This is a genomic window from Bacillus sp. EU63, from assembly GCF_038592915.1.
GTDB lineage: Bacteria > Bacillota > Bacilli > Bacillales > Bacillaceae > Bacillus > Bacillus velezensis.
This window is the reverse complement of record NZ_CP151944.1, coordinates 2,039,082-2,063,583: the sequence shown is the minus strand read 5'-3', so window position 1 is coordinate 2,063,583 and position 24,502 is coordinate 2,039,082. Positions and strand designations below refer to the sequence as shown.

The 24,502-nt window shown below is 43.7% G+C and carries 22 protein-coding genes, 1 tRNA gene and 1 pseudogene; 19 read left to right on the top strand and 5 right to left on the bottom strand.

Annotated elements, in window-relative coordinates:
• Positions 1-42 precede the first annotated feature (42 nt).
• Positions 43-945 carry a LysR family transcriptional regulator gene (locus NYE38_RS10030; RefSeq protein WP_014418086.1) on the bottom strand — a complete coding sequence of 301 codons (903 nt, stop codon included), beginning with the start codon at positions 943-945 and terminating at the stop codon, positions 43-45.
• A gap of 145 nt (positions 946-1,090) precedes the next feature.
• Between NYE38_RS10030 and gltB the strand changes: the two genes are divergently transcribed.
• From gltB to NYE38_RS10015, 3 genes are all read left to right on the top strand, one after another.
• Positions 1,091-5,650, top strand: a complete 4,560-nt coding sequence (gltB, locus tag NYE38_RS10025; protein ID WP_017417942.1) for a glutamate synthase large subunit — start codon at positions 1,091-1,093, stop codon at positions 5,648-5,650.
• Positions 5,651-5,666: 16 nt separating this feature from the next.
• A complete protein-coding gene (gene gltD / locus NYE38_RS10020; RefSeq protein WP_017417941.1) occupies positions 5,667-7,148 on the top strand; it encodes a glutamate synthase small subunit in 1,482 nt (493 codons plus the stop codon).
• Positions 7,149-7,427: 279 nt separating this feature from the next.
• Positions 7,428-7,976 (top strand): hypothetical protein, encoded by a 549-nt coding sequence (locus NYE38_RS10015; protein ID WP_017417939.1) that lies wholly within the window; start codon positions 7,428-7,430, stop codon positions 7,974-7,976.
• A gap of 27 nt (positions 7,977-8,003) precedes the next feature.
• Here the strand turns inward: NYE38_RS10015 and NYE38_RS10010 are convergent, their stop codons facing one another.
• On the bottom strand, positions 8,004-8,984 hold the full coding sequence (locus NYE38_RS10010; RefSeq protein ID WP_017417938.1) for a zinc-binding dehydrogenase: 981 nt from the start codon (positions 8,982-8,984) through the stop codon (positions 8,004-8,006).
• Positions 8,985-9,102: 118 nt separating this feature from the next.
• On the opposite strand from NYE38_RS10010, the gene NYE38_RS10005 reads away from it, so the two are divergent.
• From NYE38_RS10005 to NYE38_RS09990, 4 genes and pseudogenes are all read left to right on the top strand, one after another.
• A complete protein-coding gene (locus tag NYE38_RS10005) occupies positions 9,103-9,969 on the top strand; it encodes a LysR family transcriptional regulator (RefSeq protein WP_014418081.1) in 867 nt (288 codons plus the stop codon).
• 643 nt (positions 9,970-10,612) lie between these two features.
• The gene (gene thrS, locus NYE38_RS10000) at positions 10,613-12,547 is read left to right on the top strand and encodes a threonine--tRNA ligase (protein ID WP_017417937.1); all 1,935 of its coding nucleotides are present in this window, start codon (positions 10,613-10,615) and stop codon (positions 12,545-12,547) included.
• A 31-nt stretch (positions 12,548-12,578) separates the two neighbouring features.
• Entirely contained in the window at positions 12,579-12,881 is a 303-nt protein-coding gene (locus tag NYE38_RS09995; protein ID WP_007407355.1) for a metalloregulator ArsR/SmtB family transcription factor, read from the top strand.
• Positions 12,882-13,024: 143 nt separating this feature from the next.
• A pseudogene (locus NYE38_RS09990) lies at positions 13,025-14,197 on the top strand (MFS transporter); the annotation flags it as partial.
• Between the two features lie 49 nt (positions 14,198-14,246).
• Here the strand turns inward: NYE38_RS09990 and ggt are convergent.
• Positions 14,247-16,022, bottom strand: a complete 1,776-nt coding sequence (gene ggt / locus NYE38_RS09985) for a gamma-glutamyltransferase (protein ID WP_017417935.1) — start codon at positions 16,020-16,022, stop codon at positions 14,247-14,249.
• Positions 16,023-16,265: 243 nt separating this feature from the next.
• Here ggt and NYE38_RS09980 point away from each other — a divergent pair, with 243 nt between their 5' ends.
• The 3 genes from NYE38_RS09980 (at position 16,266) to NYE38_RS09970 (ending at position 17,471) form a co-directional block, all read left to right on the top strand.
• On the top strand, positions 16,266-16,496 hold the full coding sequence (locus tag NYE38_RS09980; protein WP_003153848.1) for an excisionase family DNA-binding protein: 231 nt from the start codon (positions 16,266-16,268) through the stop codon (positions 16,494-16,496).
• 314 nt (positions 16,497-16,810) lie between these two features.
• Entirely contained in the window at positions 16,811-17,356 is a 546-nt protein-coding gene (locus NYE38_RS09975) for a site-specific integrase (RefSeq protein ID WP_003153850.1), read from the top strand.
• A gap of 42 nt (positions 17,357-17,398) precedes the next feature.
• Positions 17,399-17,471, top strand: a tRNA-Arg gene (locus NYE38_RS09970).
• A 158-nt stretch (positions 17,472-17,629) separates the two neighbouring features.
• Here NYE38_RS09970 and NYE38_RS09965 read toward each other — a convergent pair.
• The gene (locus NYE38_RS09965) at positions 17,630-18,736 is read right to left on the bottom strand and encodes a tyrosine-type recombinase/integrase (RefSeq protein ID WP_024085448.1); all 1,107 of its coding nucleotides are present in this window, start codon (positions 18,734-18,736) and stop codon (positions 17,630-17,632) included.
• Between the two features lie 242 nt (positions 18,737-18,978).
• Between NYE38_RS09965 and NYE38_RS09960 the strand changes: the two genes are divergently transcribed.
• Together NYE38_RS09960 and NYE38_RS09955 are read left to right on the top strand one after the other, a co-directional pair.
• Complete coding sequence (locus NYE38_RS09960; protein WP_065180850.1) at positions 18,979-20,079, top strand: AimR family lysis-lysogeny pheromone receptor; 1,101 nt, start codon at positions 18,979-18,981, stop codon at positions 20,077-20,079.
• 18 nt (positions 20,080-20,097) lie between these two features.
• The gene (locus NYE38_RS09955; protein ID WP_257986730.1) at positions 20,098-20,226 is read left to right on the top strand and encodes a hypothetical protein; all 129 of its coding nucleotides are present in this window, start codon (positions 20,098-20,100) and stop codon (positions 20,224-20,226) included.
• 260 nt (positions 20,227-20,486) lie between these two features.
• On the opposite strand, the gene NYE38_RS09950 is transcribed toward NYE38_RS09955, so the two are convergent.
• Positions 20,487-20,900 (bottom strand): helix-turn-helix transcriptional regulator, encoded by a 414-nt coding sequence (locus NYE38_RS09950; protein ID WP_038458336.1) that lies wholly within the window; start codon positions 20,898-20,900, stop codon positions 20,487-20,489.
• Positions 20,901-21,074: 174 nt separating this feature from the next.
• Here NYE38_RS09950 and NYE38_RS09945 point away from each other — a divergent pair, with 174 nt between their 5' ends.
• The 7 genes from NYE38_RS09945 to NYE38_RS09915 all read left to right on the top strand — a co-directional run bounded on the left by NYE38_RS09945 (position 21,075) and on the right by NYE38_RS09915 (position 24,421).
• A complete protein-coding gene (locus tag NYE38_RS09945) occupies positions 21,075-21,314 on the top strand; it encodes a helix-turn-helix transcriptional regulator (protein ID WP_051590111.1) in 240 nt (79 codons plus the stop codon).
• A gap of 1 nt (position 21,315) precedes the next feature.
• Positions 21,316-21,639, top strand: coding sequence for a DUF771 domain-containing protein (locus tag NYE38_RS09940; protein ID WP_038458333.1), 324 nt, complete (start codon positions 21,316-21,318; stop codon positions 21,637-21,639).
• 228 nt (positions 21,640-21,867) lie between these two features.
• Positions 21,868-22,740, top strand: a complete 873-nt coding sequence (locus NYE38_RS09935; RefSeq protein WP_038458327.1) for a phage replisome organizer N-terminal domain-containing protein — start codon at positions 21,868-21,870, stop codon at positions 22,738-22,740.
• Positions 22,667-23,557, top strand: a complete 891-nt coding sequence (locus NYE38_RS09930; protein WP_223255069.1) for an ATP-binding protein — start codon at positions 22,667-22,669, stop codon at positions 23,555-23,557. Before NYE38_RS09935 ends, NYE38_RS09930 begins: the two co-directional genes overlap by 74 nt.
• Positions 23,558-23,571: 14 nt before the next feature.
• Complete coding sequence (locus tag NYE38_RS09925; protein ID WP_015387914.1) at positions 23,572-23,721, top strand: hypothetical protein; 150 nt, start codon at positions 23,572-23,574, stop codon at positions 23,719-23,721.
• Positions 23,718-23,876 carry a hypothetical protein gene (locus NYE38_RS09920; RefSeq protein WP_015387915.1) on the top strand — a complete coding sequence of 53 codons (159 nt, stop codon included), beginning with the start codon at positions 23,718-23,720 and terminating at the stop codon, positions 23,874-23,876. The genes NYE38_RS09925 and NYE38_RS09920 overlap by 4 nt, the downstream gene beginning before the upstream one ends.
• Positions 23,873-24,421 carry a hypothetical protein gene (locus NYE38_RS09915; protein ID WP_065180849.1) on the top strand — a complete coding sequence of 183 codons (549 nt, stop codon included), beginning with the start codon at positions 23,873-23,875 and terminating at the stop codon, positions 24,419-24,421. Before NYE38_RS09920 ends, NYE38_RS09915 begins: the two co-directional genes overlap by 4 nt.
• The last annotated feature ends 81 nt before the right edge of the window (positions 24,422-24,502 follow it).

Genomic DNA, 24,502 nt, shown 5'->3' with positions numbered 1-24,502 from the left:
TGAAAAAGCCCGAGGCTTCGTTTTGAAGCTCGGGTTTGTTTTTTATTGATATTGTTCAAGTTTGGAGAAAAATTGAATGACAAAATGATAGAAATCATTTGCAGACGGAGCCAGTTCCCTTCCTTTTGGTTTAATAATGCCTACGGTGCGCTTCACTTGAGGAAATTCAATCGGAATTTTGACCGTAAACCGGGGTGTGGTTTCTGCAAAGGTGCTTTCAGGTAATAAAGTCACTCCCATCCCCGCGGAGACTAATCCTTTAATGGCATCTAAATCCTCGCCCTCCGTCGATACAAGCGGCGCAAAGCCGGCCTGTCTGCAAGCGTCAATCGCCATGTTTCGGAGAATAAACCCTTCAGGAAATAAAACGAATTGGTCGCCGCGCAGATCAATTAAATGAATATTTTTCTGTTTGGCAAGCGGATGATGCAGCGGAACAAGCGCGTAAATCTTTTCCGTGAATAAGATATGGCCTGTTATGTCGGGGAATTCCGTCGGAACGGGGCCGAGCAGCGCCGCATCTATATCCCTGTTTCTTACGGCTTCAATTAAAAACTTATAAGACCCCTGACGGAGCAAAAACTCAACGTTCGGGTATTCCTCTTTAAATGCCGAAATCACCGTCGGCAAAAGCTGGCTTGCAAGGCTCGTCGGAAATCCTATTTTGACGGTTCCGCGATTCGGATCAAGATATTCATCAATTTGTTCCTTCGCGTAATCAATTGCTTTCATCGCCGTTTTAACATGTTCTAAAAATTGCTTGCCGATCGGCGTTAATTTAATATTTCTGCCTTCCCGTTCAAATAAAGTGACTTTCAGCTCTTCTTCAAGATTTGCAATCTGCCTGCTGATGGCGGATTGTGCGACATGCAGATGATCAGCCGCTTCTGACACATGTTCCCGTTCTGCTACCTCCATAAAATACCGAAGCTGGCGTAATTCCATTGCGTTCACACCCATCTATCTCATTTTGAGATGTATTTGATCTAAATTATATATTGTTTATATTGTTTTGAAAACTTACAATTAATTTAAAGCTGTCAGATTTTATGACCGATAATTAACGGAAACTGATCGGGGGAGAGGAATTATGACTTACAATCAAATGCCGAAAGCACAAGGTCTCTACCGTCCGGAATTTGAGCACGATGCATGCGGAATCGGCTTGTATGCCCATTTAAAAGGGAAACCTTCACATGACATTGTCAAAAAAGGACTGAAGATGCTTTGTCAGCTGGATCACAGAGGAGGACAGGGCAGTGATCCGAATACGGGTGACGGCGCCGGCCTGATGGTTCAGATCCCTGATGCTTTTTTTAAGAAAGAGTGCGGAGAAATGAAGCTGCCGGAAAAAGGCCGTTACGGGGTAGGAATGGTCTTTTTCTCGCAAAATGAAGAGGAAAGAAAAAAGATCGAAAAACAGGTGAATGCATTCATTGAGCAGGAAGGACAGATCGTTCTCGGCTGGAGAACCGTCCCTGTAAATGTCGGAAAAATCGGAACAGTGGCACAAAGCACTTGTCCGTATGTGCGTCAAGTATTCATCGGCTCCGCAAATGATTTGAAAGACAGCCTTGCTTTTGAACGCAAACTGTATATCATCCGGAAGCAGGCGGAAAATTGGGGCATTCAAGAACAGCTTGATTTTTACTTCGCAAGCTTGTCAAGCCAGACTATTGTTTATAAAGGATTGTTAACGCCTGAGCAGGTTGACGCTTTTTATTTGGATTTGCAGGATGAAACCTTCGTATCTGCATTTTCACTCGTGCATTCAAGATTCAGCACAAATACCTTTCCTACTTGGGAACGTGCCCATCCGAACCGCTATCTGATTCATAACGGAGAAATCAATACGCTCCGGGGCAACATCAATTGGATGAGAGCGAGGGAGCAGCAGTTCGTTTCAGAAAGCTTCGGAGACGATCTTCACAAAGTACTGCCGATTTTAAATGCTGAGGGAAGTGACTCATCCATTCTTGATAATGCGTTTGAATTTTTCGTGATGGCGGGGCGGAAACCGGCACATACGGCAATGATGCTGATTCCGGAACCATGGACGGAAAACACTCACATGTCTAAAGCGAAACGGGCTTTTTATGAATATCACAGCTCTTTAATGGAGCCGTGGGACGGGCCGACCGCCATTTCGTTTACGGACGGAAAACAAATCGGCGCCATCCTTGACCGTAACGGCCTGCGTCCGGCACGTTACTATGTGACAAAAGATGACCATATTATTTTCTCATCTGAGGTCGGCGTTATTGAAGTAGAGCAGGAGAACATTCTTCATAAAAAACGTCTGGAGCCCGGAAAAATGCTGCTCATTGACTTAGAGGAAGGCCGGATTATTTCAGATGAAGAAGTGAAAACAGAAATTGCCAATGAATTACCTTATCAAAAATGGCTTGAAGAAGAATTGGTTCAAGTGAATCCTGACCCGGAAATCCGGGAAGAGGAACAATTCGATGATCTTCTCGTCCGTCAAAAAGCGTTTGGCTATACGTATGAAGATATTCAGAAGTATTTAATTCCTGTTATTAAAGAAGGCAAGGACCCGCTCGGCTCTATGGGAAATGATTCGCCGCTCGCCGTTTTATCCGATCGCGCCCAATCACTGTTTCATTACTTTAAACAGCTGTTTGCGCAAGTCACAAACCCGCCGATTGACGCGATCCGCGAGCAGCTTGTGACCTCCACGGTGACATGGCTCGGAGCTGAAGGCGATCTGCTGCATCCGAGTGAAAGAAATGCACGCCGCATAAAATTGTATACTCCTGTATTATCAAACGAACAGTTTTATGCGCTGAAAACACTTGTGCACCCTGACATTAAGAGCCAGAACATCCGCACGCTGTTTTCCGATGACCTAGAAAAAGGCCTGAAGGATTTGTTTCAGCAGGCGGAAAAAGCGATCAAGGAAGGCGTATCTCTGTTAATTTTATCTGACAGGGCAATGAGTAAAGAGTTGACGCCGATTCCGCCGCTTTTGGCCGTCAGTGCGCTGCATCAGCATTTGATCCGCCAAGGTCTGCGAACAAAAGCAAGCATTATCGTTGAATCCGGGGAAGCGCGTGAAGTTCATCACTTTGCGGCTCTCATCGGATATGGTGCCGATGCTGTCAATCCGTATTTGACTTACGCTACGTATAAGCAGGAAATCGATGAAGGCCGGCTTGATATTCCGTATGAAGAAGCTGTCAGCAAATACGGAAAGAGCGTAACAGAAGGCGTCGTGAAAGTGATGTCAAAAATGGGAATTTCAACTGTGCAAAGTTACAGGGGCGCCCAAATTTTTGAAGCGGTCGGCATCGGTGAAGACGTTATCGCCAAATACTTTACCGGTACTGCATCTCAGCTTGGCGGAATCGATATCGAGACGATTGCGCAAGAAGCGAAGAAGCGCCACCAAGCGGCGTACAAGGATGATTACAGCCAAACTCTTGATCCGGGAAGTGAATTCCAATGGCGAAACGGGGGAGAGCACCACGCTTTCAATCCGAAAACCATCCATACTCTGCAATGGGCCTGCCGCAAAAATGATTACAGCCTGTTTAAGCAGTATTCTCATGCAGCGGATGAAGAACGAATCGGATTTTTACGCAATCTGTTCGCCTTCAAAGAAGACCGCAAGCCTTTAAAATTAGAGGAAGTTGAATCAGCTGCGTCCATTGTGAAACGTTTTAAAACAGGAGCGATGTCATTCGGTTCATTAAGCAAGGAAGCCCATGAGGCTTTAGCGATAGCGATGAACAGGCTTGGCGGAAAAAGCAACAGCGGAGAAGGCGGCGAGGACCCGAAACGTTTCGTTCCGGATGAAAATGGCGACGACAGAAGAAGTGCGATTAAACAGATCGCTTCCGGCCGTTTCGGTGTAAAGAGCCATTATCTCGTCAATGCGGATGAATTGCAGATCAAAATGGCGCAAGGGGCGAAGCCGGGAGAAGGCGGTCAGCTTCCGGGCAACAAGGTATATCCTTGGGTCGCGGATGTCCGCGGTTCTACACCAGGTGTAGGGCTGATCTCACCGCCTCCTCACCATGATATTTATTCAATTGAAGATTTGGCGCAGCTGATTCATGATTTGAAAAATGCAAATCGAAGCGCGCGAATCAGCGTCAAGCTCGTGTCAAAAGCCGGTGTCGGCACGATTGCTGCCGGTGTGGCAAAAGGCACTGCGGATGTCATCGTCATCAGCGGCTACGATGGCGGAACGGGCGCGTCGCCGAAAACAAGTATTAAACATACGGGTCTTCCGTGGGAGCTTGGTCTTGCAGAAGCTCACCAAACGCTGATGCTGAACGGTTTACGGGATCGCGTGGTATTGGAAACGGACGGTAAGCTGATGACAGGCCGAGATGTCGTGATGGCCGCCTTGCTCGGTGCGGAGGAATTCGGCTTTGCTACAGCGCCGCTTGTCGTTCTCGGCTGTGTCATGATGCGCGCCTGCCATTTAGATACATGTCCTGTAGGTGTCGCGACGCAAAATCCGGAGCTCCGCAAGAAATTCATGGGCGATCCTGACCATATCGTAAATTACATGCTGTTTGTCGCAGAAGAAGTGCGTGAATATATGGCAGAGTTAGGCTTTAAGACGCTTGATGAAATGATCGGACGGACAGACGTTCTTCATGTCAGTGAACGTGCAAAAGCGCATTGGAAAGCGGGCCAGCTTGATTTATCCACACTGCTGTACCAGCCTGAAGGCGTACGTACTTTCCGTACGGCGCAAAACCATAAAATCGACGAGTCGCTTGATATGACGGTTATTCTTCCGGCGGTTCAGGCTGCAATTGAAGCCGGTCAGGAAGCGGAAGCTGAAATCAAGATCAATAATACAAATCGCGTAGCCGGAACCGTGACGGGAAGTGAAATTTCTAAACGCTACGGAGCGGAAGGCCTGCCGGATGATACGATCAGACTTCATTTTACCGGATCAGCCGGACAGAGTTTCGGAGCATTTGTCCCTAAGGGGATGACGCTTCATTTGAACGGGGATTCAAATGACTACGTAGGCAAAGGGCTTTCAGGCGGAAAAATCATCGTGAAAGCGCCTGATGCCTTCAATTGTGAAACACACGATAACGTTATTATCGGGAACGTCGCATTTTACGGAGCAACAAGCGGGGAAGCGTACATTAACGGGCGCGCCGGTGAACGTTTTGCAGTCCGTAACAGCGGAGTCAATGTCGTTGTAGAAGGTATCGGAGACCACGGCTGTGAATACATGACAGGCGGCCGGGTTGTCGTCCTCGGCGAAGTCGGCAAAAACTTCGGGGCGGGAATGTCAGGCGGTATCGCATACGTCCTGAGTGATGATGCCAAAGCATTTAAACGCAAATGCAACATGGAAATGATTTCATTTGAAAAGCTGACGGATGAGGCTGAGATCAAAGAAGTGCAAGAAATGGTCAAACGGCACGCGGCGCTGACAAACAGCAAAAAAGCCGCAGATCTCCTGGACAATTGGGAAAAAGCCGCAGAAACCTTTATCAAAGTCATTCCGAAAAACTATAAACAAATGCTCCTCAGCATCGAAGAACAAAAAGCGGCGGGTTTATCAGAAGAAGACGCAATTATGTATGCTTTTGAAGCCAATACAAAGGTCCTCCAAACGCCTGCGAAAGATCAAAAACAAGCGGTAGTACAGTAAGAAAGGGGAGAGGAACATGGGGAAACCAACTGGATTCATGGAAGAAAAACGAGAAAAACCGGCTGAGCGGGACCCTCTCACTCGCTTAAAGGATTGGAAAGAGTATTCGGCTCCATTTTCAGATGAAGCGTCAAAGCGGCAGGGGGCGCGGTGTATGGATTGCGGCACACCGTTTTGCCAAATCGGCGCTGATATCAACGGTTTTACCTCCGGCTGCCCGATTTATAATCTGATACCGGAGTGGAATGACCTCGTCTATCGGGGGCGCTGGAAAGAAGCCTTGGAGCGCCTTCTGAAAACGAATAACTTTCCTGAATTCACAGGGCGGGTCTGTCCCGCTCCTTGTGAAGGATCTTGTACGCTGGCCATTTCAGATCCGGCTGTTTCAATTAAAAACATCGAGCGGACGATCATTGACAAAGGTTTTGAGAACGGATGGATTCAGCCGAGAATTCCCGCGAAACGCACAGGTAAAAAAGTCGCTGTCGTCGGTTCAGGCCCGGCAGGTCTGGCAAGCGCTGATCAGCTGAATCAAGCCGGTCATTCCGTAACAGTCTATGAGCGTGCCGACAGAGCCGGCGGCCTGCTGATGTACGGCATTCCGAGCATGAAGCTTGAGAAAAATGTCGTTGAACGCCGTATTAAGCTTTTGACGCAGGAAGGTATAGATTTTGTGACAAATACCGAAATCGGCGTTGACATAACGGCAGATGAGCTGAAAGATCAATTTGATGCCGTCATTTTGTGCACAGGCGCCCAAAAGCAGCGCAATCTGCTGATTGAAGGCCGGGAAGCAAAAGGCGTCCATTATGCGATGGACTATTTAACACTGGCGACGAAAAGCTATTTAGATTCCAACTTCAAAGACAAACAATTTATAGACGCTAAAGGGAAAGACGTCATCGTGATCGGCGGAGGAGACACAGGAGCTGACTGCGTGGCAACCGCGCTGCGCCAAAAAGCGCGCAGCGTGCACCAGTTCGGGAAACATCCTAAACTTCCTCAGACGCGCACGAACGACAATATGTGGCCTGAACAGCCGCACGTCTTTACCCTTGAATACGCTTATGAAGAAGCGCAGGCAAAGTTCGGCAAAGACCCGAGAGAATATTCAATTCAGACGACAAAAATGGTGGCCGATAAGCAGGGCCGCTTACAAGAGATTCACACCATTCAAATGGAAAAAGTCAGAAACGAATTCGGAAAGTATGAATTTCATGAACTGCCCGGGACAGAAAAAGTATGGCCTGCTCAGCTGGTGTTCATCGCCATCGGTTTTGAAGGGACAGAACAGCCATTATTGAAACAGTTCGGTGTCGATTCGGCAAATCATAAAATTCAGGCAGCATATGGGGATTATAAAACGAATGTTGACGGTGTTTTCGCCGCAGGGGATGCGAGAAGGGGCCAAAGCCTGATTGTATGGGCGATTAATGAAGGCCGGGAAGCAGCGCGCGAAGTCGACAGTTATTTAATGGGGAGCACTGTTTTACCGTAAATAAAGGGGTTTATTTATAAAACCGGCTGGGATCAGCCGGTTTTTCGTATTGAAATGAAACCTCCTTCTTCCTGTATTGGTCATATAAGGGTAACGTGATGGGAATGGAGGATAACAAATGGAATTTTGTTTTACAGAGTGGAGAGATTATTTTCGTAGAAATCAATCAGCAGTCAAGGAACTAACTGTAAATATGATCAGCTTTCTGAAACTGAGCGCCGCGTTATTTGTTCTTCAGTTCAGCAGTTTCAAATCGGCGAAAGTTCAGAAGGTCTGTTTTTGATAGCTGCTGCAAAACGTTTCTTAAAGGATTGTGCTGACAAAAGTTATCTGGAAGCGCTGATTTTATTTATTCAGGATGAACAAAGGCATGCGGGTGAATTGGAAATATTCATGAACCGGCACAATATCCCAAAGCTGGAAAAGCATTGGGTTGATCAAGTCTTCCGCAGACTGAGACGATTTGCAAGCCTTGAGCAGTCGATCACGGTGCTGCTGACGGCGGAAATCATCGCCGCCGTTTATTATGACGCCTTAAAAAACGTGACGGGCTCTGTGTGTCTGCGATCAATTTGCGGGCAGATTTTAATTGATGAAGAAAAACATATTGAATTTCAAGCGGAAGCACTGCACAAGTTCGGCCGGCGCCGCTTAAAGATCACCAATACGTGTGCTGTGTTTTCCCGCTTTATTTTATTGACGGGCACTTTACCCGTCGTGTGGCTCTATCATCGAAAAGTTTTAAAAGCCGGGGGTAAACACTTTTTTGTTTATTTGAAAGAAGCCTATCAAGAGTATGTCAGAGCGGAAACGCTTATAAACACATAAGGAAACGGACGGGTCCGCTCCTCTTTTTTAGACATCCAAACGAAAGCCGATATTGCCAAACTGCCGTCCTTCCCGCATTCTGTTAAAAGCGGCAGCTGCTTCTCTGAGAGAATACATACGGTCGATAATGGGACGGATGCCGCAGCGGTTTATCAATTCCAGCATATCCGCGAATTCCTTATTGCTTCCCATTGATGTACCGAGAATATGAATCTGCGGAAAAAACAGCGAGCGAATAGGAAATCCGAGCTGATCGCCTGAACTGGCGCCAAATGTTACGATCCGGCCATTCGGTTTCATAATGTCAAGATAGTGTTGAAACAAGGCGGGGCCTACACCGTCAAGTATGATATCTGCTTTTTCGCCATTCAGCGCCTCATTCCAGTCACCGTAGCTGTCAATCGCCCGGTCTGCACCGTATGACAGTGCGGTTTGTTTTTTGTTTTCGCTGCGGGAAGTGACGCTGACTGTCGCTCCGATAGCTTTTGCCATTAATAAGGCATATGTTGCCACGCCGCTTCCGATGCCCGGAAGGATAAGGTGTTCGCCTTTTTTTAATTGTCCTTTTGTAAATAAGGCGCGATAAGCGGTTAATGCTGATAACGGCAGCACGCCCGCTTCCTCCCAAGTCAGGTGTTCGGGTTTTAAAACGGCATTTTCCTCAGGAACGATGACATAAGGTGAAAATGTTCCGTCGCTCGGACCACCTAAAATATCAGGGACGGCTGGTACGTCCTCAACAGTCTTCCAATTCAGCACCGGGTTGATGATGACTTCTGCATGCAGTAAATGAGACCGGACGCCGTGTCCTATTTCAGTTACGATTCCCGCGCCGTCTGAACCGAGAGTAAATTCATGGTTTCCGGTTTTGTGGTTTTTCATTAAAAACAAATCGCGATGGTTTAATCCGGCTGTTTTCAGCTTTATTTTTACTTCGCCGTTTCCCGGCCGTTTGTCAGGTGCCTGCCTGAAATCAAAGCCATTTTCGTGTATGATAAGGGCATTCATCATTCTTCTCTCCTTTATAATTGATGAGAAAGATTTTACAGGCTGTATCAGCTGCAGTAAATAAATGAAAATTGATAGCCGGCTATCAATAAAAATCATAGCAAGAAGGTGTCCTTACATGGAAAGCGGAGACTTAAAGATTTTTCAGGCTGTCGCCCGCAAAGGAAGTATTTCAAAGGCGGCAGAAAGCCTGCATTATGTTCAATCAAATGTGACAAACCGGATTCAGCAGCTGGAACGGCTATTACAAACACAGCTTTTTTACCGCACAAATCGGGGGATGACGCTGACGCCCGCAGGTGAAAACTTATTGAAAGACGCAGACAGAATCCTTCAATTGCTGCATGAGGCGCAAAAAACGGCGCAAGAGGCAGGCGATCCGAACGGCCCGCTTCGAATCGGTTCTCTTGAAACGGCGGCAGCCGTCCATCTCCCTCAATTTTTCACAGAGTATTGCAGCCGCTACCCGAAAGTACAGCTGTCTCTGTCAACCGGTGATACACATACCTTAGTGCAGCGCGTCTTACACTATGAGCTGGACGGCGCTTTTGTTTATGGACCGGTCGAATACGAAGATCTTGAGCAAGTCGCTGTATTTCAAGAAGAATTGGTCTTGGTCTCAAATAAGCGGGAAGGCAGTTTGCAAGACTTGTTGCGAGATCCGATTCTGTATTTTGCCGCGGGCTGTTCGCACCGCCGCAAAATAAAAAACATACTGAAAGAAGAGGCAGTGCCCGCATATAAAATCATTGAATTCGGTACGTTGGAAGCCATTATTGGGGCGGTGCAGGCGGGGATGGGGGTTTCCTTTCTGCCTGCATCAGCCGTCCGTTATTTTCAAAACAGGAAAAATCTTTTTCTTCATGAGCTCCCTGAACATTTTCGGAATATGAATATATCATTCATCTACCGGAGTGATTTATTTTTGACATCGGCGTTTGAAGAACTGCTGAATGGATTAAAAGCATTACCGAACGGAAGATGAGAAAACAGGACAGCTGTGTACGCCAATTTTTTTCGTTCTGGTTTTTCTTAAAAAAACTTTCTTTTTCGGAAAATTTATGTATAATAAAAGAAAGTTTTTCGGATAAAGTATCTGCAATGATAAGGACATGAGACATTTTAACCGGCCATACAGAGAGGGAGGGCGCGGCTGAGACCTTCCCGGCACGAAGAATGAGCTTACCGCCTTTTGAGCTGTATCGGTGAACGAAAGCAGCCGATACCGTATAGCCGCGTTACGGCAAAAATGAGCCGTCACTTGAAGTGGCGGGAATTTGGGTGGAACCGCGGGTCTGACACACACTCGTCCCTTTTTTGGGATGAGTGTGTTTTTATGTTTATATAAGAAAAATGGCAATGATAAAGGACATGAGACATTTTAACCGGCCATACAGAGAGGGGAGGCGCGGCTGAGACCTTCCCGGCACGAAGAATGAGCTTACCGCCTTTTGAGCTGTATCGGTGAACGAAAGCAGCCGATACCGTATAGCTGCGTTACGGCAAAAATGAGCCGTCACTTAAAGTGGCGGGAATTTGGGTGGAACCGCGGGTCTGACACACACTCGTCCCTTTCTTTGGGATGAGTGTGTTTTTTATTTTATTAAAAATAAAGGAGAGATCAGACCGTGAAGAAGCCACACATTGTGATTACTTTTCCTGATGGAAAACAAAAAAAATACCGGAAAGGCGTTACGTTAGAAGAGATCGCTCAATCAATCAGTCCGAGTCTGAAAAAGGCGTCTGCCGCCGGAAAGGTAAACGGATCGTTATATGACTTTAGAAGAAGCATTCATAAGGATGCGGCGATTGAACTGTGCAGTTTTCAGTCTGAAGCAGGACTGGAAGTGATGAGACACACAGCAGCACACGTATTGGCGCAAGCGGTAAAACGTCTGTATCCGAAGGTTTGTTTAGGGATCGGACCCGTTATTGACAATGGCTTTTATTATGACTTTGATATGGATGAAACGATTACTGAAAAAGACCTGGCCGTCATTGAAAAAGAGATGAACCGAATCATTTCGGAAAATCCGGAAATTATCAGAGAAGAAATCCCCAGAGAAGAGGCAGAGCAGCTGTTTGCTCATGAACCGCTGAAGCTTGAGCTCTTAGCGGGTATTCCGCAGACTGATACAATCAGTATATACCGCCAGAGCGAATTCATTGATTTATGCCGGGGTCCGCACTTGGCGTCTGCCGGACAGATAAAAGCTTTTTCGCTCACTCATGTATCAGGGGCTTATTGGCGCGGCGACAGCAACCAAAAAATGCTCCAGCGCATCTATGGGAAAGCATTTTCCTCAGAAAAGGAGCTGAACAGACATTTTCAGCTGTTGAAAGAGGCGGAGATGAGAAATCATCGGAAATTGGGAGCGGAGTTACAACTTTTTATGTTTTCGGAAGAGGCGCCGGGTATGCCTTTTTATCTGCCGAACGGTCAGTTTATCCGAAACACGCTTGAATCATTTCTGCGTTCAAAGCAGGATGCCTATCATTATCAGGAAGTGCGTACCCCTATGATGATGAACCAGCGTCTTTGGGAGCAATCCGGCCACTGGGATCATTATAAAGAGAATATGTATTTCTCAGAAGCCGATCATCAGCGCTTCGCGTTAAAGCCGATGAACTGCCCCGGCCACATGCTCATATTTAAAGAAAAGCTTCGTTCTTATCGTGATCTTCCGATTCGGATGGCTGAGTTCGGTCAGGTGCACCGTCACGAATTCAGCGGGGCGCTTAATGGCCTGCTCCGCGTCAGATCTTTTTGCCAGGATGACGCACACATTTTTGTAACGCAGGATCAGATCGAGAGTGAAATCGCTTCGGCGCTGCAGCTGATTCACGAGGTGTACACCGCATTTGGTTTTTCCTATGATATTGAGCTGTCAACAAGACCGGAAGATTACATGGGAAGCGAACGCTTGTGGAACAGGGCTGAGAGCGCATTAGAAAAAGTATTAAAAGAACAGGGATATCGTTTTCGGTTTAATCGGGGAGATGGCGCATTTTACGGACCGAAAATTGATATTCATATAAAAGATGCGCTGAACCGGAGCCATCAATGTGCCACTGTCCAACTGGATTTTCAAATGCCGGAGAAATTTGATTTAACATATATTGATGAAAAAAACCAAAAAGTCCGTCCTGTTGTCATCCACCGGGCGGTATTCGGATCTCTCGACAGATTTCTCGGAATCATTACAGAACATTTCGGGGGAGCGTTCCCTTTATGGCTTGCACCGGTACAGGCAAAAATCATCCCAGTATCAAACACCGCACACCTGGACTGCGCAGAACAGGTGCACTTGCAAATGAAGAAAGCGGGTATCCGGGCTGAGCTCGATCAGCGCGATGAAAAACTCGGCTATAAAATCAGAGAAGCACAAATGAAAAAAATACCGTATATTGCTGTTGTGGGAGATCGAGAGTGCCGCCATCAATCTGTACATGTACGGCAATACGGGCGGGAAAACACATTTGAAGAGAATGTGAGTGATTTTATGTCCCGGATCATAAGAGAGGCAAAACAAAAAATAGAGATTGAAGAAAAACAACATTGACATATCGTAAAATCACGATATAATAAAGCGTATGAAACCTATTGATGTTTTTAAAGCGTTGTCTAATGAGTCACGGCTTGAGATTTTACAATGGCTGAAAGAGCCGGACCGTCACTTCGCCCCGCATGATGGCATTGATATGAATGAGATCGGAGTATGTGTCAGCCAGATCACCGATAAGCTTCAGATGACACAGTCAACGGCGTCTCAATATCTTTCCATTCTTCAGCGGGCGGGCCTTATCCAAACAAAACGGATTGGCAAATACACCTATTATAAAAGAGATGAAGAAGCGATAAAGGCGATGGCCGATTATTTTCAGCGCGAAATGTAGGGCTGAATCCTTTAGAAGAGGGATTCAGTTTCTTTTTCCGACTACGCATCGACATATTGCGATTTGTTTCTGTTTGTTCAACTCTTTATATCGATATATCACAATATATCTTTATATAAATCATCAATGAAGGAGTGTGTCAGGTGCAAAATACCTGGAAGATTTACATTTTGGCAATTATCAGTTTTTTAGTGGGGACGTCTGAATATGTGATATCCGGGATGCTTGATAAAATTGCAGGTTCCTTGGGAGTTACTGTGGCAGCGGCAGGGCAGCTGATTACGATTTTTTCACTTGTTTATGCAATCGGAACGCCTGTCATGATGGCCCTTACAGCAAAACTGGACAGAAGGAAGCTCATGATCTATGCTCTGGGGCTGTTTGTTATCGGGAATATCATTTCTTTCCTTGTGCAGGGATTCGGCTTATTTGCGGGAGCACGGGTGATCATGGCGCTTGGAGCAGGAACTGTGGTGGTCACCGCGCTTACGATCGCAGCAAAAATCGCTCCCCCGGGAAAACAGGCAAGTTCTCTCGCAACCGTCATTATGGGGTTTACGGCGGCGCTCATTATCGGTGTTCCGATCGGAAGAACCGTGTCTGAAGCTTTCGGCTGGAAGGTGGTTTTCGCCGGAATTGCGGCAATCGGAATCATTGCCATGCTTATTATACGTTTCGCGCTGCCTGAGATAAAAGGAGATAAACCGGTGCCGCTCATTCAGCAATTTTCTCTTTTGAAGAAACGAAAGGTGGCTGTCGGGCTGGCCATTACGTTTTTTTGGCTCGGAGGCTATTCGGTTGCGTATACGTACCTTTCTCCGTATTTACTGAACGTCACTCATATCGGCAGCGGAATACTGAGTACATTGCTGCTTATTTTCGGTGTTGCAAGTCTTGCCGGTTCTAAAGCAGGCGGTTTCAGCGCAGACAAATGGGGGGCGCGTATGACATTAATCGGCGGAATGGCGCTTCATGCTATCATGCTCATGTTATTGCCGTTTGTCACATATTCTGCTTTCGGAGCGGCGGCAGTGCTTATATTTTGGTCCTTCGCCGCCTGGTCATCTGGGCCTGCTCAGCAGTATCATTTGGCAACGATGGAGCCTGAATCATCGGGTGTATTACTTGGCCTCAACCAGTCTGTGATGCAGCTGGCTATGGCAGCCGGGGCGGGCATCGGGGGCATTGTTGTCACTCATCTGTCTCTTGCGTCAGTGACATGGATCGGATCAGCGGGTGTTGTCATCGCGATGTGCGGCGTGCTTTCGCTTGCATCATTAACGTCTGAAAAACCCTCATCTGAATACAGTGCAGAAGAAACAAAAGCCTCATTTCTCAGCTTGAGAAACGAGGCTTTTTATCTTGTTATTTTTTATAATTTTTCAAGTTTACGCCGATTGCGGCTCCGTTTCGGCTTGAGTCGGCAACTCCGGTGAAGGTGCCGTTTTCACGGTCGATCAGGATGCTTTGCACATTACCGATATCAACCGGGCTGCTGCCGAATTTATGCCCCATTTCGTTCAGTTTTGTGCGGGCTTCTTCCGGCACTCCTTTTTCATATCGATAGGATGTCATGCTGTTTGTGTAAATTCTCGGCTCTTCGACCGCCGCTTTCAGATCCATGCCGTACTCAACTTTGTTCAGGATCGTTTGCAGGACGGAAGAAATGATCGTTGCTCCGCCGGGGGAGCCGACAGTCAGGACTGGTTCGTTATTTTTGAATAAAATAGTCGGAGTCATGCTGCTGAGCGGACGTTTATTCGGCTGCACTTCATTTGCGCCGCCAGGCACCGCATCGAAGTCTGTTAACTCATTATTCAGCACAACGCCGTATCCGGGAACCATAATGCCGGAACCGAACAGCTGTTCAATTGTTGTCGTATAAGATACGACATTGCCGAAGCGGTCGGTTACCGTGAAGTGAGTCGTTTGACCTTCCTGTTTGTCAGTCGGCTGCTCCACTTGTTTATAGTTTGCAGAACCTTCCTGATAGGACCAAGGATCGCCGGCTTTCGGTTTTTTATTGACTTTATCAATATCTATCAGCTGTCTGCGGGCATTGATATAATCTGGATTCAAGAGACCTTTGAGAGGGACGTTGACGAATTCTGGGTCCCCGGCAAATGCGGCGCGGTCAGCATAAGCCAAATGCATCGTTTCTGCGAGAAGCTGATATTTTTGCCAAGAACGGATATCATATTGAGAAAGCTTAAAATCATCCAGGAGGTTCAGCATTTGCAACAGGAAAACACCGCCCGAGCTTGGAGGAGGAGCAGTTGCGATATGATAGCCCTGGTAATCTCCCCAGATCGGTTCGTCAATCGTCACATTGAAGTTTTTAATGTCTTTTTCTGTCATTGAGCCGCCGAATTCCTGCACTGTTTCTGCAAGCTTTTTGGAGAATGCACCGTCATAGAATGCTTTTGTGCCTTTGTACTTAATAGCTGTAAATGTTTTGGCTAAGTCTTTTTGGATGAGTGTGTCTCCTTCTTTCAGAGGTTCTCCGTCCGGAAGAAACACGTCTTTTGCAGCAGTGTGTGATAATTTGTCTTTATAATCTGAGATGGCATCAGCTAAAACCGAATCGATCGGAAAGCCTTTTGAGGCAAGTTTAATGGAAGGGGTGATGAGTTGTTTCATGGAGCGTGTGCCCCATTTGTCTAGCGCTTTTTCAAGTCCTTTTAATGTTCCCGGAACACCGACTGCAGTCCCTTTCGTAACGCGTTCGGAGAAAGGAATGGCTTTGCCGTTTTCGTCAAGGAACATATCCGGTGTTGCGCCTGCCGGTGCGCGTTCCCTGCTGTCGATAATGGTGGTGTCTTTCGTCTTCGCATCATAAACCATCATAAATCCGCCGCCGCCGATTCCAGACATCATAGGTTCAGTTACGTTTAATGCGAATTGAATGGCAACCGCGGCGTCAATTGCATTGCCGCCTTTTTTCAGCACGTCGGCACCGATTTGTGAAGCGAGAGGATGGGCGGTGGCAACCATGCCGTCTTTGCCGACATCTACCTGTTTGTAGTCGTCATAGGAAAACGGGTGTTTCTTAGCCTGAGCGTGATAAGGGATGCTTCCGGCCGCGAGCAAAGTACTGAGCAGAACGATAAAACAGAGATTCATAAACTTTTTCTTTTTCATAGTCTGCCTCCTTTGTTTTCCGCTTACAATTATAGAGTAAGTAAAATGTGCTGTTTTCACAAGTGACAAACGGAATAGTCCGGTGTGCAAAAAGTTGGGGTTTCTGTGTGAATGTAATCAGTCGCAAATAGGCTAAATGGGAAACCGGACTGAAAAAGCTGTGAAACAAGCATAAAGACAAAAAATAAGCTACAATAAACAAAACAGAATTCACTCACATGACATATGAAAGGAACGTGAGCCATGTATTTAACGATCAAAGAGACAGCTGAGTTTACCAGTCTTCCTGAAGAATATGTGCACAATCTTGTTTTGACGAATAAAATAAGAGCCGTCCATGACGGACAGCAATATTTAATCAACAAGGAACAATTTCAAACCCATCTCGAACAGCTGGAAAAATATAAGGAAATGATTCAAGAGTTTTTAAATGAGCCGCTTCCTGAAGACATTGATGTAAAAGATGAAGATTAGGACACAATTTCATATTGTGTCTTTTTTTTTCATTTTTTTCGGTTGCTCACAAAAAAACGGATGCTCAGATTTCATTTTAAGGCCTTTTTTTCATTTTTTAATACCTTGAGTCTCTATTTGTTTAAAAGCTTGTCAACGGGCTGAAAATGATGTTTTTGAGGAATTCGTTGAAACTGCTTATCTGATTCACCTTATGTAACACTATGTATATTATGTTACATAAGACCCTTTATCCTTTATCATTCAACGGGTTTCGGTTATAATAGTAACATAATGCTCAATATGTTACTTTACCAATTATAAGGGGTTTTTTGATGCATATCGTACAGCCGATCCGAAGTTTGGAGAAGATCCAGGAAGTCAAACAGTATTTAATGAAAAAAAGTGATCGTGATTATTTTTTATTTATTTTCGGCATGAACAGCGCACTGCGGATTTCAGATGTTCTGCCGCTTCGCGTGAGGGATGTAAGGAACAAAGACCATGTGTGGGCAACCGAAAGCAAAACGAGAAAGAAAAGAAAAATTCTGATACTGGAGTCTTTAAAGGCCGACATATACGCTTATACAAAAGACATGAAAGAGGATGACTATTTGTTTAAATCGAAACGGACGAATAAGCCCATATCCCGGATTCAGGCATACAGAATATTAAAGGAAGCGGCTGCCGCTTGCGGGTTGGAGGAAATCGGGACGCATACGCTTAGAAAGACGTTCGGGTATCATTTTTATCAGAGGACAAAAGACATTGCTGAACTGCAGAGGATTTTGAATCATTCTTCTCCGTCTATTACAATGCGTTATATCGGAATAGATGAAGATACGACGAGAGCCGCCTATAAAGTGTTCGGAGGGCTGTAGACTTGAAAAAAACGGCCGCCAGCGTTACTATAATAGAAGCAGGCTCTAGTAGCACAGCGGATAGTGCAGCAGTTTCCTAAACTGCAGGTCGGGAGTTCGAATCTCTCCTAGAGCGTTTCCGGCATAAGATAGGTGCAGATTAATAATGGCGGTGAAACACAAAAACCCTTGTTACACAAGGGTTTTTGTCGTTTTTGCAAGCTTTTTATTTTTGTGAGAAACCGCTGAAAAACGATGCGATTTTATTTTTTTTTGCACATTTTTTGCACATTTCTATACAGATGTTTTCACGTCAGGCATTTTTTCAAATAAATCAAGGGTGTTTTGGGTGTCTTCTTCACGTAGTTCTTTAATTACATGTGAATAATAATTATGCGTGGTATCTATCTTAGCATGTCCTAAACGCTCTGAGACATAATAAATTGAAATCCTCTTGTAGAGTAACACGCTGGCATGTGTATGTCTCAACCCATGTATCGAAATTGGTTCTATTTTCAAGTCAGTCAATGTCTTTTTCAATATTTTGTTGACAAATTCGTTAGTGATGACTTTTCTAGAACTGCGAGGACTATAAAATACAAGATTATGTATGTTATCAGGCATTTCGGATAACAACTTTTTGAATAAATCCATTGTATTAGAATCCATTTTAATGGTCCTATTTGAAGACGCATTTTTTGTCGTAGCAAAACCCGTTCCTTTTTTATAATCCCAGGTTTTGTTGATTGTAATCTCATTTAATTCAAAGTTGAAATCCTCGAGTGTTAATCCCAACATTTCAGAAAAACGCATTCCTGAAGTGAGGGCCAGTATTAATAAATAATATCCGATAGACTGATCCTTGCGCACATATAATTCATTTAAAAGCTTTTGACTATCAACATAATTCAAGTGTTTTTCTTCCGGGCGTTTTGATTCCACGCTTCCAATCAATTTTGCTTTCCTGGTAAAATCAAACTGAATAATCCCTTCTTCAATTGCCTCTTGCACACAAGCTCTAATGTGCGTATTTATTTTTCTAACAGTTTCTTTTGCGTGTTGAGATCCAAACTTATTTAAAAACTCTTGATATTCTCGTTTAGTGATGTCATTGATATATCTTCCTGCAAAATTCTCTGAAATTTCTCTAAGTGTAATATAGTAACCTTCACGAGTGATGGCACCAATATCAGCTCTATAAACATTTACCCAACTTTTAAAGTATTCATCAAAGAGGACTTTTTTTGTGCCCGGCGTTTTATATTTCCTCAATTTATCTTCAACCTCTGCGGCAGCCACTTGAGCTTCCTTCTTAGTTTTAAATCCGCCTTTCCTGATGGGCTTGGGTTTAGCGCTAACGCAATACTGCCACGTTTTACCGCGTTTTAGGAAACTAGCCATTTCATTCACTCCTATAGGGGGAACTTTAATTCTCCAATAATAGGATAGCACTATCTTAATTTATTTAAAAGATTGTTTCAAATAAGGCTTTTCGCTTAGTTAACCATTGTAAAATAAGGTATAATAAGTATTGAGAGGAATAAATTATAACGTAAAAAATCAAAAAATTCTAAATCTTATCGCCATCGTTCGACAAAATTTTCTTTGTGATTATGTTAAATTTGAGGTGAAAAGGTGATCATATGGAATCAGTAGCAACTAGAGATATAAGGATTCATATAAAAGAATTGATAAAGTCATCCAATGAAAAGCAGAATATGATTGCTGCAAAAATTGGGATAAGTGAAGGTTATTTAAGTAAGTTTCTCAGTGGGAAAGAGATAAACTTTTGGATGGTTCGAGAGATCATAAGGTATCTTGACCCGGATAATGAAACTGAACTGATAAAGCAATATTGTTTAAACGGAGTTAAGAAGAAGAATTATCCTGCAGCATTAGAATATTGTTATGCCAAGAGACTCTTTTCAGTTATAGAAAACTTAATTGATAGGCAAATTAAAAAAGAGGGTAAGATCAGTTCGTGGTCTGGAATCTATAAATTCATGTTGGAATACAGATTGTCACTTGGAAGCTCGGAATATATTGAGAAACTTAACGACCTCAAATCAGATTGTCATGATACAAAAACACTACTTCTTGTCTTAGAAATGTATGCTAATTACCAAAGCAGAAAGTATGAATTAACAATTGATAAAATTGGAACGATTCAAAAGAATATCAATATGATATCTGATCCGTTTCTAAAAATGGCATTCTCTGCTCGTTTAGAAGAGGTTTCTGTGAATCTGTATTTGAAGCAGGATAATGCTGTTTTTAAGGCTAGGGAAGTTGCTCACTCTCTTCGTGAGAAAAACCTTAGTGTTAATTTAAATTTGACAGCATTGTACATATTAGCGTTGTCCTACATGAACGAATCTTATTTTCTATCTTATGAATACTATAAGAAGTGTATTCAACTGCTCAGCACTTTTCCAGACAGAAAAAAAGAATTAGTTCAGAATAAAGAAGAAATAGCCATCCTGCAAGCATTTTGGGATAAGGAGATTCCGGAAGATTATCAGGTGACTACTTTTGCTAAGTCACTAGCGAAAAAGGATTCATTGAGTTCTTTTTATCAGCATGATTTTTATAAAAGCTACGCGCTGCTTTTTGACGGAATTAGAGAAGAGTCATCAGAAAAGTTGCTGTTATCGCTTTACTTTTTTTCACAGCAAAAAGATCAATTTCGTTCTAATCTTCCAAAAATATACTTGATAAAGTTAGGATTTAATTTTAATATTTAGTAACAGGAGGTGTTTTAGATGAAAAAGATGTCAATAGTCTTGATCTTGGCGTTCGGTATACTGACTGCAGAGGCCATAAATGGTTCATTTGACCATTCAAATGCAGAAGGTGAATTCCAAACAGCCGAGATTATAGTAGGCGCATAATTTCATCAACACCCTGAAAAGTAGATACAGACTTAAAAAAAGACGATGCCTTTGTTGGCAACGTCTTTCGTGCTTTTTGGGGAAGTTTCCTGTTTTCAAAAAAAACGAAAACAGGAAATTGTTTAAAAACTATTTTTTTTAATTCTTTTTTAAAATATAATATACAGGAACAAATGTTCTTTCGGAGGTAACAAGAAAATGACAATTGTATTTGAAGAACTTTTAACTATTATCAAACCGAATAACAAAAACCAGCAAAATCAATCTTCGGCTAAGTCATCCAAGAATTTAGCCTTAGATTCACGGTAAGACTTTAGGGCGTTAAGCATAAATTCTCTTTCATCTTCTGTTATTATATTGCCTTCATTATCAATAATGTTTGCTTTCTTTATTACATCAAGAGTTAAATTCCTTGCAAATACTAATTCTTTTTCTTCATCGCTCATTTTATTTAATTCATCTTCGTCTGTTGCGAAGTATGAAACATCGACATTAAAATATTTTGCAATTGCGTTTAATTTCTCATAAGAAGGCTTTTTTATTTTATCTCCTGCTTCAAGTTTCGAGAGATACCCCTGCGTTACACCTGTTGCATCGGCGAGTTGACGGAGAGTAAGCTTTTTTTGCTTTCTTAATTTTGCTATATTCCGTCCAATAATCTTATTTTTTTCCATCAGAAAGCAATCACCTTTCCACTCAACAGATTTTGTTTTTTACTGTAGTAATATTATAACATGCATTGTTTCCGATAGGATAAAAATTCATAAATTAGGGGTTTACAAAGCTATAGGCAAGGTGATATATTGAGTTTGTAATATTCCTGTAGGAATAATAAAGGAGGGGAAACATTGGACAGCAATATGCTATTTGGTGAAAAAATCAAAAAAATTCGCAAAGAAAAAAACATGTCATTCAATGAATTTGCTAACTTTACAGGGTTTACTACCTCCTATATCTATAAGTTAGAGAATGGAAAAATAAATCCAACTTTCAAAAGCATTAACCAATTCTGTAAAAAACTAAATGTACCTGCAGGATATTTTTTTAATCAAAAAGTTTCTTGTAGGAATATTGAGGAGGGCAAATAATTTGGAACAACTTCTTGATGTTAGCCTGTCAATTCCGATCCCTGCTGACAAAATTCTCATCAGTAGGGTGGAGCTTCAGGAACTAAGAGAGCAATCACTGTCCGGCGTCTATTGGAACATGAAAGACCTTGAGAAAAAGACAGCGCGCAAAAGCGAGTGGATTAAAGAAAACATTTTATACCCAAGTCGGTTCCGCAAATTTTTAGATTCAGCAAACGGGGGTTTTGTATTTTATCCGCAAGCTAAAGGGCAAAACTGGAGCTTTCAAGCTTCTAAAATGGCTGCCTTTTTAGATAAACACTTTGCTGAGATTTTCAACAAATAATCGAAAGGAGAATACATGTGATTTTAGAAAGCCGCATCTGGCTACATAATCAAATTCACGTAGTTATAAGTGAGTCTGTTAATACTCATGAAAGGGCTATTGCCGAACTAAAAGCTCAAGGCGGCGCCTGCATGTCTGATCAATGTCAGCAAAACACCCTCGGCTCTGTAATTGTAAACGGCAAACGGTCTGTATGGCCTTTGACGAAGGCGGAAGGAGTTGATCCTATTGTCTGAGGTTAAATGGATCAAGTTAAGTACCAAGATGTTCGAGGATGAAAAAATCAAGCTCATTGAGCAAATGCCAGAGTCAGACACGATCCTAATTATTTGGGTTAAACTCCTTGCTCAAGCCGGTAAGACCAATGCATCAGGTTACATTTACCTAAATCAGAATATCCCGTATACAGATGAAATGCTGGCAACTATTTTCAACAGGCCTTTGCCAATTGTTAGAATGGCCCTCAACACCTTTCAACAATTCGGAATGATTGAAGTTGACGAAAATAAATTTATTTCCATCGCAAATTGGGAGAAACATCAGAACGTCGAAGGTATGGATAGGGTAAGGAAATTAGCTGCGGAAAGAAACAGACAATACAGGGAACGAAAGAAGCAATTGCAGCTTTCTGCACCAGAAAAAGAGAATGACGTTAGCGTGACGTCACGTGACGGTGCAGATATAGATAAAGAATTAGATAAAGAAAAAGAATTAAAAGATATATTGTCGGGTAAACCCGACGACGCATCTTCTTCCAAAAACGAAAAGGACGAGATTCCTTACAAACTGATCATTGATTTACTGAACAAAGTAGCGGGCAAACGATACCGACCTACTACACCAAAAACAAAAAAAGACATCAAGGCACGCTGGAACGAAGGTTTTCGCTTTGAAGATTTTAAACATGTCATTCTAGTAAAAACTGAGGAATGGCTCAATGATCCTGCTATGAATAGATTTTTGCGCCCTGAAACATTGTTCGGTACAAAATTTGAATCTTACCTAAATCAAAAAGGAGGATCAGCGAATGAAGGATTTTACAAAGGAACAAGCGGCCGCAGTCCAGGGCGAAATATCTCGGAGGATGACATTCCATACTGATGAGCACGGCAATCCTGTTTACTGCGATAAACACACCCGGATTATCGGTGGAGAAGAAAAGCCGTATCCAGTTCAGCTCATTAAACTTCGGGATGGCTCTGCAAAGTGTCCCATGTGCGAACGGGAACAGCGCAATAAGGAGATTGAGCATGAAACCGAGGAATGGCGCCGCCGGATGGATCAAAAGGTTTTATCTATGTATTCACTAATCGCTGATCCCACACTCAAAGAAGCGACGTTCTCGACATTCCAAAGTTATAACCATGAAGACGAGCGGAACAAGCGCCGGATGATGGAGCTTGTTAAGCAAGTGAGGGCAGGAGCCGTCATGAATATCTTCTTAACGGGTGAATCTAACGCAGGAAAAAGCCATCTCGCTATGTCAGCCATTAAAGAGCTGAACAAGAGGGACGCAGAAGGATACGCTAAATCAGCGTTGTTTGTAAACAGTGACGCCCTTATGAGGCGAATAAAGAACTCATTCAAGGACAGCTCTGAAAGGCTTACGGAAGCTTTTGCGATCGAACTGCTGACAAGGGTTGATTATCTTGTCATTGACGATCTCGGGGCCGAGGTGGGCGACACAGACAACGAAAACAGGGCGGCAAATGATTTTATTCATCGCGTATGGTACGGCGTCTCTACGGGGCGACAAGGCAAATTCACGATCGTTACAACTAATCTATCCGGCGTGGCTCTGACTAAACTTTATGACAAGAAAGTCGTAAGCCGGCTCACGGCACACTTGGAAACAGTCAAATTCGAAGAGAAGCAGAAGGAAAGAAAAGGCCGTACTGCGCCCGCCCTGTCCTTTTAAGGAGGTGAAAACAGTTGATACAGGCAATCATGCCCGGCGTGCTGCAGATCGTCCCTGAACGCAAATTAACGGATGACCAGCGCAAAAAAGAAATAGACGAGCTTATCAAGATTCTTGATCAAAAAATAGCAGACTATCAGAACTTTAGGGGGAATGCAGTGTGAAACACGGGAAGCGCCCGACGCGCGCACAGAAAAATGTCATTAAGGCAAACGGCTTAAACCCGAATAACTGGCTTGTAAGCAAAAATCTGCAGCATGAACACCGGCTTATTATCGTTCATCGGAATACAGGAACGGTCCGGAGGTGTTGGGCATGAGTCAGGCGGTCAATGCTGAACCGTTCGAACTGGCTTTGGAGGATATGAATTATGAATGGTCAATGGTCCAGCTAAAAAAGGTCGTTCAATACTGGCATGATGGGAAATCAATTCTTGATATGTCGGAATTATTAAACAGAGATTCGGATGAAATCATTTTGCTGGTCATGGACTTTGCAAGAAAAAACATCCTGCCCGCCCGTAAAAACGGCTTACGCGCTAACAAAAGAATTAGAATATCCGAGAAAACGATGAAAGATAAAATGTACCGACTACGCTATTTGTTTGAAGAAAGCCCGGTGTATATCCCTTTTCAGGACCTAAACTTCATGTTTTATGACAGTGAAATCAGGCGTTTCCGGGAGCTGTGGGCGGCAGATGAGTCTTACCTCAACATAGCAAAAGAGCTGAAACGGAATGAAGATGAAACGTTATTCCTTATCATCGACCAAGCAAAAAGAGACCTCATTGAGCCTCGGGAATCCGGCTTGCTCGGAAAGGAAGCGTCAGAAGATGAACGCAACAAGCAAAAGCTTCCATTTTGAAAAAGCAACCGTCCAGCAACTTATGGTCATCGTGCGATATGAAGACTGTACCCCAGAGGTAAGGAACGCGGCTTTACAAAT

Bases quoted from the DNA above. Each gene is read 5' to 3' on its own strand.
- NYE38_RS10030 (WP_014418086.1), bottom strand. From the start codon at position 945: ATGGAATTACGCCAGCTTCGGTATTTTATGGAGGTAGCAGAACGGGAA.
- gltB (WP_017417942.1), top strand. From the start codon at position 1,091: ATGACTTACAATCAAATGCCGAAAGCACAAGGTCTCTACCGTCCGGAA.
- gltD (WP_017417941.1), top strand. From the start codon at position 5,667: ATGGGGAAACCAACTGGATTCATGGAAGAAAAACGAGAAAAACCGGCT.
- NYE38_RS10010 (WP_017417938.1), bottom strand. From the start codon at position 8,984: ATGAATGCCCTTATCATACACGAAAATGGCTTTGATTTCAGGCAGGCA.
- NYE38_RS10005 (WP_014418081.1), top strand. From the start codon at position 9,103: ATGGAAAGCGGAGACTTAAAGATTTTTCAGGCTGTCGCCCGCAAAGGA.
- NYE38_RS09995 (WP_007407355.1), top strand. From the start codon at position 12,579: ATGAAACCTATTGATGTTTTTAAAGCGTTGTCTAATGAGTCACGGCTT.
- ggt (WP_017417935.1), bottom strand. From the start codon at position 16,022: ATGAAAAAGAAAAAGTTTATGAATCTCTGTTTTATCGTTCTGCTCAGT.
- NYE38_RS09980 (WP_003153848.1), top strand. From the start codon at position 16,266: ATGTATTTAACGATCAAAGAGACAGCTGAGTTTACCAGTCTTCCTGAA.
- NYE38_RS09975 (WP_003153850.1), top strand. From the start codon at position 16,811: ATGCATATCGTACAGCCGATCCGAAGTTTGGAGAAGATCCAGGAAGTC.
- NYE38_RS09965 (WP_024085448.1), bottom strand. From the start codon at position 18,736: ATGGCTAGTTTCCTAAAACGCGGTAAAACGTGGCAGTATTGCGTTAGC.
- NYE38_RS09960 (WP_065180850.1), top strand. From the start codon at position 18,979: ATGGAATCAGTAGCAACTAGAGATATAAGGATTCATATAAAAGAATTG.
- NYE38_RS09955 (WP_257986730.1), top strand. From the start codon at position 20,098: ATGAAAAAGATGTCAATAGTCTTGATCTTGGCGTTCGGTATACTGACT.
- NYE38_RS09950 (WP_038458336.1), bottom strand. From the start codon at position 20,900: ATGGAAAAAAATAAGATTATTGGACGGAATATAGCAAAATTAAGAAAG.
- NYE38_RS09930 (WP_223255069.1), top strand. From the start codon at position 22,667: ATGAAGGATTTTACAAAGGAACAAGCGGCCGCAGTCCAGGGCGAAATA.
- NYE38_RS09915 (WP_065180849.1), top strand. From the start codon at position 23,873: ATGAGTCAGGCGGTCAATGCTGAACCGTTCGAACTGGCTTTGGAGGAT.